11 protein-coding genes are annotated in these 13,512 nt (G+C 63.9%); 7 read left to right on the top strand and 4 right to left on the bottom strand.

Annotated features, from left to right (window positions below; translation table 11 throughout):
- Positions 1-133 precede the first annotated feature (133 nt).
- The 7 genes from V6M52_RS16880 (at position 134) to V6M52_RS16850 (ending at position 9,861) form a co-directional block, all read left to right on the top strand.
- A complete protein-coding gene (locus tag V6M52_RS16880; RefSeq protein ID WP_332701964.1) occupies positions 134-475 on the top strand; it encodes an endonuclease domain-containing protein in 342 nt (113 codons plus the stop codon).
- Positions 472-2,487 (top strand): acetyl/propionyl/methylcrotonyl-CoA carboxylase subunit alpha, encoded by a 2,016-nt coding sequence (locus V6M52_RS16875; protein ID WP_332701962.1) that lies wholly within the window; start codon positions 472-474, stop codon positions 2,485-2,487. Before V6M52_RS16880 ends, V6M52_RS16875 begins: the two co-directional genes overlap by 4 nt.
- 168 nt (positions 2,488-2,655) lie before the next feature.
- A complete protein-coding gene (gene scpA / locus V6M52_RS16870) occupies positions 2,656-4,782 on the top strand; it encodes a methylmalonyl-CoA mutase (protein ID WP_332701960.1) in 2,127 nt (708 codons plus the stop codon).
- Entirely contained in the window at positions 4,779-5,183 is a 405-nt protein-coding gene (mce, locus tag V6M52_RS16865; protein WP_332690461.1) for a methylmalonyl-CoA epimerase, read from the top strand. Before scpA ends, mce begins: the two co-directional genes overlap by 4 nt.
- 7 nt (positions 5,184-5,190) lie before the next feature.
- Positions 5,191-5,955, top strand: a complete 765-nt coding sequence (locus V6M52_RS16860) for a DeoR/GlpR family DNA-binding transcription regulator (RefSeq protein WP_332690464.1) — start codon at positions 5,191-5,193, stop codon at positions 5,953-5,955.
- A gap of 154 nt (positions 5,956-6,109) precedes the next feature.
- On the top strand, positions 6,110-8,752 hold the full coding sequence (locus V6M52_RS16855) for a bifunctional diguanylate cyclase/phosphodiesterase (protein ID WP_332701958.1): 2,643 nt from the start codon (positions 6,110-6,112) through the stop codon (positions 8,750-8,752).
- Between the two features lie 71 nt (positions 8,753-8,823).
- Positions 8,824-9,861: a Gfo/Idh/MocA family protein gene (locus V6M52_RS16850; RefSeq protein ID WP_332701956.1), complete on the top strand. Its 1,038-nt coding sequence runs from the start codon at positions 8,824-8,826 to the stop codon at positions 9,859-9,861.
- 15 nt (positions 9,862-9,876) lie between these two features.
- Here the strand turns inward: V6M52_RS16850 and V6M52_RS16845 are convergent, their stop codons facing one another.
- From V6M52_RS16845 to V6M52_RS16830, 4 genes are read right to left on the bottom strand one after another with little or no spacing between them, the layout of a single operon-like run.
- A complete protein-coding gene (locus tag V6M52_RS16845; protein ID WP_332701954.1) occupies positions 9,877-10,707 on the bottom strand; it encodes an ABC transporter ATP-binding protein in 831 nt (276 codons plus the stop codon).
- 3 nt (positions 10,708-10,710) lie between these two features.
- Positions 10,711-11,553 carry an ABC transporter ATP-binding protein gene (locus tag V6M52_RS16840; protein WP_332701952.1) on the bottom strand — a complete coding sequence of 281 codons (843 nt, stop codon included), beginning with the start codon at positions 11,551-11,553 and terminating at the stop codon, positions 10,711-10,713.
- Positions 11,554-11,556: 3 nt separating this feature from the next.
- Positions 11,557-12,465 (bottom strand): ABC transporter permease subunit, encoded by a 909-nt coding sequence (locus V6M52_RS16835; protein WP_332701966.1) that lies wholly within the window; start codon positions 12,463-12,465, stop codon positions 11,557-11,559.
- On the bottom strand, positions 12,465-13,472 hold the full coding sequence (locus V6M52_RS16830) for an ABC transporter permease subunit (protein WP_332690482.1): 1,008 nt from the start codon (positions 13,470-13,472) through the stop codon (positions 12,465-12,467). Before V6M52_RS16830 ends, V6M52_RS16835 begins: the two co-directional genes overlap by 1 nt.
- Between the last annotated feature and the right edge of the window lie 40 nt (positions 13,473-13,512).

The following is a 13,512-nucleotide window of genomic DNA, read 5'->3' as shown; positions in this document are numbered from 1 at the left end:
CATACCCCCACCCCTGTCCCCTCCCCACAAGGGGGAGGGAGACGATGGAGCCCAGAACTCGGTGCAGCAACTTTGCCTGGCAGATTGGGAGGGTCTCCCTCCCCCTTGTGGGGAGGGGACAGGGGTGGGGGTCTTGAGCATCGAACGAGCGCGGCAACTGCGTCGCGACGCTACCGGACCCGAGCGAGCAATGTGGCAGTTGCTCTATCCGCTGCGGGAGAACCACAACTTCCGCCGCCAGGTGCCGCTGGGTTCGTACTACCTCGATTTTGCCTGCCACAGCCTGAGGCTGGCGATTGAGATCGACGGTGATACTCACGGCTCTGACGAGGCCATTGCTTACGACGCCGTCCGGACCCGCTTCATACAGTCAGAAGGCTACCGCGTGCTGCGCTTCACCAATGACGATGTGCTGAAGAACCCCGAAGGCGTCTACGACGCTATTTTGCGCGCGATCGAGGAAACGAAACCATGATCACCAAGCTCCTCATCGCCAATCGCGGCGAAATCGCCTGCCGCGTCATCAAGACGGCCAGGCGCATGGGCATTGCCACCGTCGCGGTCTATTCCGATGCTGACCGGGAAGCCCTGCATGTCCGCATGGCCGACGAGGCGGTGCATATCGGCCCGTCGCCGGCCAAGGATTCCTATCTCCAGATCGACAAGATCATCGCCGCCTGCCAGCAGACCGGCGCGCAGGCGGTGCATCCGGGCTATGGCTTCCTGTCGGAAAATCCGAAATTCGCCGAGGCACTGGAGGCGGCGGGCATCATTTTCGTCGGTCCGCCGGTCAAGGCCATCGAGGCGATGGGCGACAAGATCACGTCCAAGAAGCTGGCGGCCGCGGCGGGCGTCTCGACCGTGCCCGGCCATATGGGGCTGATCGCCGATGCCGACGAGGCCGTGACCATTGCCCAGCTGATCGGTTATCCGGTCATGATCAAGGCTTCGGCCGGTGGCGGCGGCAAGGGCATGCGCATTGCCTGGAACGACGTCGAGGCGCGCGAGGGTTTCGAGCGCTCCAAGTCTGAGGCCGCCTCGTCCTTTGGCGACGACCGTATCTTCATCGAGAAATTCGTCACCGAGCCGCGCCACATCGAAATCCAGCTCATCGGCGACGCCCACGGCAATGTGCTCTATCTCAATGAGCGCGAATGCTCGATCCAGCGCCGCAACCAGAAGGTCATCGAGGAGGCGCCCTCGCCCTTTCTCGACGAGGCCACGCGCCGCGCCATGGGCGAGCAGTCGGTCGCGCTGGCCAGGGCGGTGGGCTATACCAGCGCCGGCACGGTGGAATTCATCGTCGACGGCGAGCGCAATTTCTACTTCCTCGAGATGAACACGCGGCTGCAGGTGGAGCATCCGGTGACGGAGTTGATCACCGGTCTCGATCTGGTCGAACTCATGCTGCGCGTCGCCAATGGCGAAAAGCTGCCGCTGACGCAGGACGAGGTGCAGCGCAATGGCTGGGCCGTGGAAAGCCGGCTCTATGCCGAGGACCCCTATCGCAGCTTCCTGCCCTCCACCGGCCGGCTGGTTCGGTACCGCCCCCCGGCCGAAAGCGCCTCCGAAACTCTGGCTGTGCGCAACGATACCGGCGTCTTCGAAGGCGGCGAGATTTCCACCTTCTACGATCCGATGATCGCCAAGCTCTGCACCTGGGCGCCGACGCGTCTGGAGGCCATCGACGCCATGGCGGTGGCGCTCGACAGCTTCGAGGTCGAAGGCGTCGGCAACAACCTGCCCTTCCTATCCACCGTCATGGACCAGGAACGCTTCCGCGACGGGCGCCTCACCACCGGCTATATCGCCGAGGAATTTCCCGAGGGCTTCCACGGCGCCATCCTGCCGCGCGGAAGGCTGATCGAAGTCGCGGCTGCCGCGGCGATGATGCGGCTGACGCAGGAGGACCGGAAGGGCCTGGTACGCCACTCGGCCATGGGGGCAGCCATCGAGGCCTATGGCGAATGGGTGGTGGTGATTGGCGGCGAGCAGATTCCGGTCAAGCTGCATCGGCTCGACCCCTCGGGCAGCTGGGAGCTCAACCTCTTCGATACGGCCCTCACCGCCAACAGTTTCGAGTGGCTGCTCGGCGGAACGCTGGCCACGATTCACTGGTCGACCGGCGAGACCGCCGTGCTCAAGGCCAATGCGACCACGTCGGGTTTCCGTATTCGCTATCGCGGCGCCGATCTCAAGGTCATGGTGCTGCGCCCCCATGTGGCGGCGCTGCTCAGACACATGCCGATCAAGGTGCCGCCGGACATGAGCAAATACCTGCTCTGCCCCATGCCGGGCCAGGTGGTTCGCATCGATGTCGCCGAAGGCGATATTGTCGAAGACGGGCAGACCCTGGCCATTGTCGAGGCGATGAAAATGGAAAATGTGCTCAAGGCCGAAAAACGGGCGCGGGTCAGCAAGGTTCACGCAGCGCCCGGGGCGGTGCTCGCGGTGGATCAAGTAATCCTCGAATTCGAGGCGGTATGATGGGACTCCATATGGTCGCTTGCACCAGACGGCACCTCCCCCTTGACGGGGGAGGCTGGGAGGGGGTGCGGCAGCCCAGATATCCGGGCCAAACGCCCCCCTCCCTGACCCTCCCCGCAAGGGGGAGGGTGTCGACTGAGACATCGGGTTCCGTGCGCGAGGCGTTCAATGGCTGACCAGGAAAAATCCCCCTTCGCCCACTGGGCTGCCCTCGCCCAGAAGGAACTCAAGGACACACCCGTCGCCTCACTCGACCGCGACTATGGCGGCATCACCGTCAAGCCGGTCTATTTCGGCGACGATGCCGAAATCCCCGGGGTCGAACCCTTCACTCGCGGCGTGCGCGCCACGATGTACACCAACCGCCCCTGGACCATCCGCCAGTATGCCGGCTTCTCGACGGCGCGGGAGTCCAACGCCTTCTATCGGCAGGCGCTGGAAAAGGGACAGAAGGGGCTCTCGGTCGCCTTCGATCTGGCCACCCATCGCGGCTATGACAGCGATCACCCGCGCGTCGTCGGCGATGTCGGCAAGGCGGGCGTCGCCATCGACTCCGTTGAGGACATGAAGATCCTGTTCGACGGCATCCCGCTCGATCAGATGAGCGTTTCCATGACCATGAATGGCGCGGTCATCCCGGTGCTGGCCATGTTCATCGTCGCGGCCGAAGAACAGGGCGTGAAGCAGGCCCAGCTCGAGGGGACCATCCAGAACGACATCCTCAAGGAATTCATGGTCCGCAATACCTATATCTATCCGCCCGAGCCCAGCATGCGGATCGTCGGCGACATCATCGCCCATACGGCGCGGCACATGCCCAAGTTCAATTCGATCTCGATTTCGGGCTATCACATGCACGAGGCGGGGGCGACCGCGGTGCAGGAGCTGGCCTATACGCTGGCCGATGGCATGGAATACGTCCGTGCTGCCCAGGCCAAGGGGCTCGATATCGATGCCTTTGCCGGCCGGCTGAGCTTCTTTTTCGGCATCGGCATGAATTTCTTCCTCGAAGTCTCCAAGCTGCGCGCCGCGCGGCAGCTGTGGAGCGAGATCATGACCGGGCTGGGGGCGAAGGACCCGCGCAGCAAGATGCTGCGCACCCATTGCCAGACCTCGGGCGTGTCGCTGACCGAACAGGATCCGCACAACAATATCGTGCGCACCACCATCGAAGCGCTGGCCGCGACGCTGGGCGGCACGCAGAGCCTGCATACCAACAGCTTTGACGAAGCCATCGCCCTGCCGACCGAATTCTCCAGCCGCATTGCCCGCAATACCCAGCTCATCCTGCAGCACGAAAGCCGCATCACCGACGTGGTCGACCCGCTGGGCGGCTCCTATTATGTCGAGGCGCTGACGGCGCAGCTGGTCACCAGCGTCAAGGCGATGATCGGCGAAGTCGAGGCGATGAACGGAATGACATCGGCCGTTCAGACTGGTGTTCCAAAGATGGCAATCGAGGAGGCCGCGGCCCGCCGGCAGGCCCGGGTCGACCGTGGCGAGGACGTCATTGTCGGGGTCAACCGCTACCGGCTCGACGTGGAAGACGCCATCGATGTGCGCGACATCGACAATGCCAAGGTGCGTCTGGAACAGATCGCCCAGCTGCAGCGCATCCGCGCCAGCCGCGACGAGGCCCGCTGCCAATCCATGCTGTCAGCTTTGCGCGAATATGCCGCCAAGGACGAGGGCAATCTGCTCGAAGCCGCAATCGAGGCCGCCCGCGCCCGCGCCACTCTGGGCGAGATCAGCGCAGCGATGGAAGACGTCTTCGGCCGCCATGCGGCAATTACCCGTGTTATTTCAGGGGTTTATGCCGACGGCTATGGCGACGATCCGGAATTCGCGGCCATCACCGGCCGTATCGACGCCTTCAAGGCTGCCCGCGGACGTGCGCCGTCCATCTTCATCGCCAAGATGGGCCAGGACGGGCACGATCGCGGGGCCAAGGTGATCGCCTCGGCCTTCGCCGACCTCGGTTTCGCCGTCCATATGGGCGACCTGTTCGAAACCGCGCCGGAAGTCGCGGCGCATGTCGACGAGCTCAGGGTCGATGCCGTGGGCGTCTCCTCACTCGCCGCCGGGCACAAGACGCTGGTGCCCGAACTGATCGCAGCGCTCAAGGATCGCGACATGGGCGAGGTCACCGTCATCGTCGGCGGGGTCATCCCCGAGCAGGATTACGAGTTCCTGTTCGACGCCGGTGTCGCGGCCATTTTCGGGCCGGGTACGAACGTGCTCAGCGCCGCGTTCTCGGTGCTCAGCCAGATCGAGGGGAGGCTGAGCAACCGATGATCGGCCGCCTCAACCACATCGCCATCGCCGTGCCCGACCTCGCTGCGGCCTCCGCAAAATACCGGGACCTGCTCGGCGCCCATGTCGGACAGCCGCAGCCATTGCCCGAGCATGGCGTTACCGTGGTCTTCATCGATACCGGCAATACCAAGGTCGAGCTGCTCGAACCCTTGGGGGATAATTCGCCCATCGCGGCCTTCCTCACCAGAAACCCGGGCGGGGGCATGCATCACATCTGCTTTGAGGTCACCGACATCCGGGCCGCCGCCGCCACGCTCACCGATGGTGGCGCGCGGGTGCTTGGCGATGGCACCCCGAAGACCGGCGCGCATGGCAGACCGGTGCTGTTTTTGCATCCGAAAGATTTCGATGGCACCCTAGTCGAACTCGAAGAGGTTTGATTACGCCATGAGCGACGTTACCGAACGGCATCGGGCCATACTGGACCTGGCCCGCACACAGAACCGTGTCACGGTCGAACAACTGTCGGCCTATTTCGCCGTTTCGGTACAGACCATCCGCAAGGACCTCAACGCGCTCTGCGACCAGCGCCAGTTGAGCCGCGTGCATGGCGGCGCTACCCTGCCCTCGGGCGTCGAAAATCTCGAATACGAGGCCCGAAGGCGCATCGCTGCCGAAGCCAAGGACGCCATCGGCAAGGCCGCCGCCGCGCTCATTCCCAACGACGCGTCGCTCTTCATCAATATCGGCACCACCACCGAGGCGGTGAGCCAAGCGCTGCTGGACCACGCGGGCCTGCTGGTCATTACCAACAATATCAATGTCGCCAATCGCATGCGGGTCTATCCGCGTTTCGAGGTGGTGATTGCCGGCGGGATAGTGCGTCCCTCCGATGGCGGCATTGTCGGCGAAGCGGCGGCGGGGTTCTTTTCCCAGTTCAAGGTGGACTATGCAGTGATCGGCGCCTCGGCGCTCGACGAAGAGGGCGCGCTGCTCGATTACGACTATCGCGAGGTCAAGGTGGCGCAGGCCATCATTGCCAATGCCCGCCATGTCATCCTTGTCGCCGACCAGGGCAAGTTCGCCCGCTCCGCCCCGGTGCGGATCGCCCGCATCGACCAAGTCACGACCTTCGTCACCGACCATTGCCCGTCCGAGCGCTTCCGGGCGCAGTGCGCGGCGGCAGGGGTCACCCTGGTCGAGGCGCAATAGGCAGGCCGCATTAGTCGGGCGCTAACCACAAGGGCAGTTCGCGTTCGCGCCGTGGATAAGCCAAACATAAACCGTGGCGGCCCATATGGGCAGGCCGGCCTGGTGGCTGGCAAACCAACCAATGGCAGGTCTCCTGGGTTTGAATGCGACACATATGCAGAAACATCGTCTGAGCTGGCTGCGGCCGACGCTGCTGCCAGCGCTGGTGGCGCTCGCCGTGCTGGTGGCGGGCGGGCTTATCCTCGACCGTCAGACCAATGTGCTCGATGAGGAGCGCGCCCGGGCTGTCGTGCTGGCCCAGGCCTCGCTGATCCGCGCCAAGCTCGAAGGCAATATCAACGGCAATATCCAGCTGGTGCGCGGGCTGGTCTCGACCATTTCTACCGAGCCGCGGATGGGTCGGGACCGCTTCGCGGCCCTGGTGTCCAATCTCTTTGAAGAGCAGAGCCAGTTGCGCTCGGTCACTGCCGCACCCGACCTTGTCGTCGCCATGACCTATCCCCTCGCCGGCAATGAACGCGCCGTCGGCCTGAACTACCGCAACACTCCGGCACAGCGCGACGCTGTGCTGCGCGCGCGCGATACTGGCAAGCTGGTGCTGGCAGGACCGGTCGATCTGGCGCAGGGCGGCCGCGGCTTTGTCGGGCACTTTCCTGTCTATACCGATACGCCCGCCGGCCGCAGCTTCTGGGGCGTCGTTTCCGCAGTGGTCGACGTGGAGCGGCTCTATGCCGACAGCGGCCTGGCCGACAGGTCCCTGAGCATTAAGGTCTCGATCACCGGCCAAGATGCCATCGGCGGCGCCGGAACCCGCTTCTTCGGGCCCGACCTCAGCGCACAAAACCCCGTCACTGCCTCGGTGATCCTTCCCTCCAGTTCATGGGAAATCGCCGCCATACCCAAGGATGGCTGGACCGCGACACCGGGCAGTTTCTGGCGCCGGGTGGCGATGATCGCCGCAGGCGCGCTGGTCTTGCTGCCCATGTTCATCACCGGACGGCTGCAGGGCGAACGGCAACAGCATTTTCGCGAACTCAAGTCCCGGGAAGCTGAATTGGAGCGGCTGTCGCGCCGGCTGGGGCTGGCGCTGGATGCGTCGAAGGTCGGCGTCTGGGAAATGGACCTGGCCAGCGGCCGGGAGACCTGGGACGACAGAACCAACGAACTCTACGGGCTGCCCAGCGATGGCGGACCACGGAGCCACGACCACTGGAAGGCGGCCGTGCATCCCAACGATCAGGAGCGGGCCGAAACCGATTTCCGCCAGATGATCGCGTCCGGGCGCTATGAATCGAAATATCGCGTGCTGTTGCCGCACAAAGAAGTGCGCCATGTCCGATCCGTGGGGGCCCTCTACCGCGAACCCGGCGTGCCAGACAAGGTGGTGGGCGTCAATTGGGACGTGACCGCCGATGTGGCGCTTAACGAGGATTTGCGACGCGCAACCCAACTGACCGAGGCCCGCAACAAGGAACTGGAAACGGCCCGCATACGCATTGAGCACAACGCCTTGCATGACAGTCTGACCGGCCTGCCTAATCGGCGCTATCTCGACGAAATGCTCAACCGCCACGCTGCCTCGGGTTACGAGGGCACGGGCAGTATGGCGCTGCTCCATATCGATCTCGACCGTTTCAAGCAGATCAACGACACCATGGGCCATGCGGCGGGCGATGCCATGCTGATCCACGCCAGCGGCGTGTTGCGCCGCAACTGCAACGACACCGATTTCGTCGCGCGCATCGGCGGCGACGAATTCGTGGTACTGACTACCGCCAACGACGGCGATATCTATCTTGGCACGCTCGCCGAGCGCATCGTCCGCGAGATGCGCCTGCCGGTCTCCCATGAGGGCCACCAATGCCGCTTCGGGGTCAGCATCGGCATCGCCGCCGACCGGCAGGAGACACTCGACGTCAAGCGCCTGATGATCAACGCCGACATAGCGCTTTATCGCGCCAAGGCGCGGGGTCGCAATCGTTTCGAATTCTTCTCCGAGGCCCTGCAGGCCGAGGTCGTCAGAACCAAGCGGGTGGCTGACGAAATCCTCAGCGGCCTGGAACGCAACGAATTCGTTGCCTGGTTCCAGCCCCAGTTCGATGCCAAGACCCACGACGTGGTCGGGGTCGAAGCGCTGGCGCGCTGGCAGCATCCGACGGAGGGCATAAAAACGCCAGACGCCTTCCTGCAGATTGCCGAAGAACTCAACGTCGTCGCCACCGTCGACCGGCTGATCCTCGAGCAGTCCTTGGCCGCGCTCAGCCGCTGGGACGCCATGGGTCTGGGCGTGCCCCGCGCGTCGGTCAATGTCTCGCTGCGGCGCCTGCATGACGAGGATCTGATCACGGGCCTGCGCGAACTCGACATCCAGCCTGACCGCATTTCGTTCGAACTGGTGGAATCGATCTATCTCGACGAGGGCGACGCGATCGTCGGCCGGAACATCGACCAGATCAAGGAACTGGGCATCGACGTCGAGATCGACGATTTCGGTACAGGCTATGCGTCGATCGTTTCGCTACAGAAGCTGCGGCCCACCCGGCTCAAGATCGACCGGCAGCTGGTCAATCCGATCCTGGTCGAGCCCGCGCAACGCCGACTGCTGGCCTCGATCGTCGATATCGGCAAATCCATGGGCATCGAGGTGGTGGCCGAAGGCGTCGAGACCATGGCGCATGCGGCAATCCTGCGCGATCTCGGCTGCGATATTCTGCAGGGCTATGCCTTCTCCCGACCGCTCAGCGCCGCGGACTTTGAAACCTTCCTCACCACCAAGGCCTGGCGCAAGGCGTCCTGACGCCCTTCTCAAACCGGCCCTCATAGGGCATTGATCGGTCCCGCAAGGGTGCGTGAGCGAGGAGTGCTGGCATGAGTGACGAGCAGGGGCGGTTCGGGATTGGCGTGATCGGCGCCGGCATGGGCGCCAGGCCGCATGCCCTGGCCCTGCAATCGTTGAGCAAGGATATCGCCGTGCTCGGTGTCTATCGGCGCGACGCCGCCCAGCGCGCCGCGTTCTGCAGCAGCTACGGCTTCCCGGAAGCGGAAAGCTACGAGGCGCTGCTGGCCGACCCGCGGCTCGACGCCGTGCTGGTGCTGACTCCGCCCAACGCGCGCGAAGCCATTGTGGCGGCGGCGGCCAAGGCGGGAAAGCATGTGCTGCTGGAAAAACCGGTCGAGCGTACGCTGGCGGCGGCCGAACGGATCGTCGGGCTCTGCGACGCGGCGGGCGCGACGCTCGGCGTCATCTTCCAGCACCGGTTCCGCCGCGCCTCCCGCTATCTCGCCGAGGCAGTTGCCGAAAACCGCTATGGACGGCTGGAAGCTGTGCATCTGATGGTGCCGTGGTGGCGGCCGCAGCAGGGCTATTACGACCAGCCGGGTCGCGGCACCTTTGCCCAGGATGGCGGCGGCGTCCTCATCACCCAGGCCATCCACTCGCTCGATCTGATGCTCAGCCTCTGCGGCGAGGTCAGTGCTGTCACTGCCATGGCCAAGACGACGCGATTGCACGAGATGGAGACCGAGGATTTCGTCTCGGCCGGGCTGGAGTTTGCCAATGGCGCAGTCGGCGCCGTCATGGCGACCACCGCCAGTTTCCCCGGCGGCCCGGAGAGCCTGACGCTCAATTTCGAGAAGGCCAGCGCCACGCTGACGGCCGGCAACCTGACGGTCCGGACCATGGCGGGCGAGACGATCACCGAGGGCGAGGCCAGCCAGGGTGGGGGCGGCGCCGATCCAATGGCCTTCCCCTTCGACTGGCACGCCGCGCAGATCGCTGACTTTGCCGATGCGGTCCGCCATGGCCGACCGCCCGTCAGTACCGGCCACACGGCATTGCAGGTGCATCGGCTGATCGACGCAATGATGGCATCGGCCAAAGCAGGCCAGCGGATGGTTGTTGGCTAAGACGCAGGCGGGGCACTACCCCGCCATCGCCGCCTTCCTGGCCAGGCGCGCCCTGATGCTCTCGACGCTGGCATTGGGCGTCGCGGCGAACAGGGTGCGCGTATATTCGTGCTGCGGATTGCCGAACACCTCGTCGCGCGTGCCGTGCTCGACCACATCGCCGAAATACATCACCATCACCTCGTCGGCGATGTAGCGCACGACGCTCAGATCGTGGCTGATGAAGACATAGGTCAGCCCGAACTCGTCCTGCAAATCCTTGAGAAGGTTGAGAATCTGCGCCTGCACTGACAGATCCAGCGCCGAGACCGGCTCGTCCAGCACCAGGAAACTCGGATTGAGCATCAATGCCCGGGCGATGGCGATGCGCTGGCGCTGGCCGCCGGAGAACATGTGCGGATAGCGGTTGAAGTGCTCGGGGCCGAGGCCGACCTTGAGCAGCATCTGCATCGCCTTTTGCCGGCGTTCTGCTGCCTGCATGCTGGTGTTTAGCAGCAAGGGTTCTGCCAGCACGTCGCCGATCTTCTGGCGCGGATTGAGCGAGCCGTAGGGGTTCTGGAACACGATCTGCACCTTCTGGCGCATTTCGCGGGTGACGTGGTCGGCATTGACCGGCAGGCCATCGATGAGGATCTCGCCCGAGGTCGCCGGATCGATCAGCGTAATCATGCGAGCCAGGGTCGACTTGCCGCAGCCGCTTTCACCGACCACGGCCAGGGTCCTGCCCTTTTGCAGCGTGAAGTTCACGCCCTTGACGGCACGGACCACCTTGGCCGGTCGGAGGAAGCCGCCGGAGGTGACGTAGTCGCGCGTAAGGTTGCGGACTTCGAGAACGGGTGTGGTCATGTCTCAGCCCCCCGACGCCGGTTCGAAGACGAAGTCGGAGACCGTGGGCAGGCGATCGCCGACCGCGTTTTCCGGCAGCGCAGAGAGCAGCGCCCGCGTGTAGTTGGATTTGGGGTTCTCGAATAGGGACAGCACGTCGGCCTCCTCCATCTTGTGCCCCTTATACTGCACGATGACGCGGTCGGCGGTTTCGGCGACCACGCCCATATCGTGGGTGATCATGATCAGCCCCATGCCGTGTTCGGCCTGTAGGCGAACCAAGAGATCGAGGATCTGCTTCTGGATGGTCACGTCGAGCGCCGTGGTCGGCTCGTCGGCGATCAGGAGCTTGGGATTGCACGAAATGGCCATGGCGATCATGACGCGCTGGCATTGGCCACCGCTCATCTGGTGCGGGAAGGCGCCAAGCCGTTCGGCACCGTCCTTGATGCCCACGAGGTTGAGCAGTTCGATGGCCCGATCGCGCGCCGCTTTGCCACGCAGGCCCAGATGCCTGGCCAGCACTTCTTCGAGCTGAAAGCCCACGGTGAAGCAGGGATTAAGGCTCGCAACCGGCTCCTGGAAGATCATGGCAATGTCCTTGCCGATGATCTTGCGCTTGTCGTGCGGGCTCATCTTGAGGAGGTCGACGCCCTCGAACTCCATCTTGTCGGCGGTGACCGTTGCGGTCGAGGGCAAGAGCCCCATTACCGCCAGCATGGCGACCGACTTGCCGGAGCCGGATTCCCCGACAATGGCCAGCACTTCGCGGCTATCGACCGACACGTCGATGCCATCGACGGCCTTGAACAGGCCGATGGAGGTGTCGAAGGCGACGGTCAGGTTCTTGATATCAAGCAGGGGCATGAGTCAGCTCCTCTTGAGCTTGGGATCGAGTGCGTCGCGCAACCCGTCGCCGACCAAGTTGATGGCCAGCACGGTGATGAGAATGGCGAGGCCCGGGAACGTTACGATCCAGGGGGCGCTGCTGATGAATTCGCGGCCCCTGGCCAGCATGGTACCCCATTCGGGGGTTGGCGGCTGCGCCCCCATGCCCAAGAAGCCCAAAGCCGCCGCGTCCAGAATGGCGTTGGAGAAGGAAAGCGTGGCCTGAACGATCAACGGCGCGACGCAATTGGGCAGGATGGTGACGACCATAAGCCTGAAATGGCCGGCGCCCGAAAGCTTGGCGGCCGTCACATACTCACGGTTCTTCTCGGCCATGACCGATGCCCGCACCAGACGAGCAAAGTGCGGCTGCAGCACCAGGGCGATTGCCAGCATGGCGTTGAGCAGCCCCGGCCCCAGGATGGCCACGAGCACAAGAGCCAGCAGCAACGAGGGAAAGGCCAGGATGATATCCATGACGCGCATGATGGCGACATCGACCCAGCCGCGGAAATAGCCGGCCAGCAGACCCAGGATAACGCCGACCGTGGCGGCAATGGTCACCACAACCAGGCCGATGGAGAGCGAATAGCGCGCGCCGTGAATGAGACGCGACAGGATATCGCGACCAACTTCGTCGGTGCCCAGGAAGAATCTGGCGTCACCGCCACTCATCCAGGACGGCGGCATCTTGTCGAAGCCGCGGAACTGTTGCTCGGGCACATAGGGCGCGATCCACGGCGCCAGGAGCGCCAGGACGATGAATATGGCGACCACGGCAAGGCCGATCACGGCCCCACGATTCATCGAGAAATAGTGCCAGAATTCGGCAAAGGCGGCGCCGCGAGTCCCCCTGGGACTGGTTGCGACCGGTTTGGGGATGTCTGTCATCATCGCACCCGAATGCGCGGATTGATGACCGCGTAAAGAACATCGACGATCAGATTGACCGCCATGATAATCAGCGCGATCAGCAGCAGCCCGCTCTGGACCACAGGATAATCACGCTTGAGGATGGATTCGATCATCCACTTGCCGATGCCGGGCCAGGAGAAGATCGTCTCGGTGAGGATAGCGCCGGCCATTAGGGCGCCCACCTGCAGGCCAATCGTGGTGACCACGGGAATGAGCGCATTGCGCAAGGCATGCACATTGACGACGCGCCTGGGTGAGAGACCCTTGGCGCGGGCGGTACGCACATAATCCTCACCCAGCACTTCGAGCATGGCCGAGCGGGTCTGGCGAGCGATCACCGCCAGCGGAATGGTGGCCAGGACGACCGTGGGCAGGATCAGGTGGCGCAGTGCCGAAACGAAGGCCGGCCAATTGCCATAGAGCAGACTATCGATGGTCATGAAGCCTGTAATCGGCCGCAGGAAGAAATTGAGGGCAATGCGGCCCGAAACCGGCGTCCAGCCAAGATAGCTGGAAAAGAACATGATCAGCAGCAGGCCCCACCAGAAAATCGGCATGGAATAGCCGGTGAGGGCCACACCCATCGTCCCCTGATCGAGCCAGGAGCCGCGTTTGACGGCAGCCAGAACGCCGGCCGGCACGCCCACGACGGTGGCGAGGATGATCGCGCAGAGCGCCAATTCGACCGTGGCCGGGAAAAGGGCCCGAAATTCGTTCAACACCGGGCGCTTGGTGCCGAGGGAAACGCCAAAATCGCCAGTCAGCACCTGGCCGAGATAATTGAGATATTGCTGCCAGATCGGCAGATTGTAACCGAAGGCTTCCTTGAGAATTTCATAGCGCTCGGGCGTCACGCCGTGCTCGCCGGCCATGGCGAGGATGGGGTCACCCGGCAGCAGCCGGACAAAGGCAAAGGCGCAGATCGAAATCCCGATGACGGTGGGAACGATCAGCAGCAACTTGCGGAAAATGTAGGAAATCATGGGCTGTTTCTTGAGCGGAGGCGCCGGACCAAAGCCCGGC

Origin of the sequence: Devosia sp., from assembly GCF_036676215.1 — a bacterium.
In the GTDB taxonomy this organism is placed as follows: domain Bacteria; phylum Pseudomonadota; class Alphaproteobacteria; order Rhizobiales; family Devosiaceae; genus Devosia.
This window is presented reverse-complemented; position numbering and strand designations above follow the sequence as displayed.

What these genes read in the sequence shown, in the direction of transcription:
- V6M52_RS16860 (WP_332690464.1), top strand. Translation starts at nt 5,191, where the DNA reads ATGAGCGACGTTACCGAACGGCATCGGGCCATACTGGACCTGGCCCGC.
- scpA (WP_332701960.1), top strand. Translation starts at nt 2,656, where the DNA reads ATGGCTGACCAGGAAAAATCCCCCTTCGCCCACTGGGCTGCCCTCGCC.
- mce (WP_332690461.1), top strand. Translation starts at nt 4,779, where the DNA reads ATGATCGGCCGCCTCAACCACATCGCCATCGCCGTGCCCGACCTCGCT.
- V6M52_RS16830 (WP_332690482.1), bottom strand. Translation starts at nt 13,472, where the DNA reads ATGATTTCCTACATTTTCCGCAAGTTGCTGCTGATCGTTCCCACCGTC.
- V6M52_RS16850 (WP_332701956.1), top strand. Translation starts at nt 8,824, where the DNA reads ATGAGTGACGAGCAGGGGCGGTTCGGGATTGGCGTGATCGGCGCCGGC.
- V6M52_RS16835 (WP_332701966.1), bottom strand. Translation starts at nt 12,465, where the DNA reads ATGACAGACATCCCCAAACCGGTCGCAACCAGTCCCAGGGGGACTCGC.
- V6M52_RS16845 (WP_332701954.1), bottom strand. Translation starts at nt 10,707, where the DNA reads ATGACCACACCCGTTCTCGAAGTCCGCAACCTTACGCGCGACTACGTC.
- V6M52_RS16875 (WP_332701962.1), top strand. Translation starts at nt 472, where the DNA reads ATGATCACCAAGCTCCTCATCGCCAATCGCGGCGAAATCGCCTGCCGC.
- V6M52_RS16840 (WP_332701952.1), bottom strand. Translation starts at nt 11,553, where the DNA reads ATGCCCCTGCTTGATATCAAGAACCTGACCGTCGCCTTCGACACCTCC.
- V6M52_RS16855 (WP_332701958.1), top strand. Translation starts at nt 6,110, where the DNA reads ATGCAGAAACATCGTCTGAGCTGGCTGCGGCCGACGCTGCTGCCAGCG.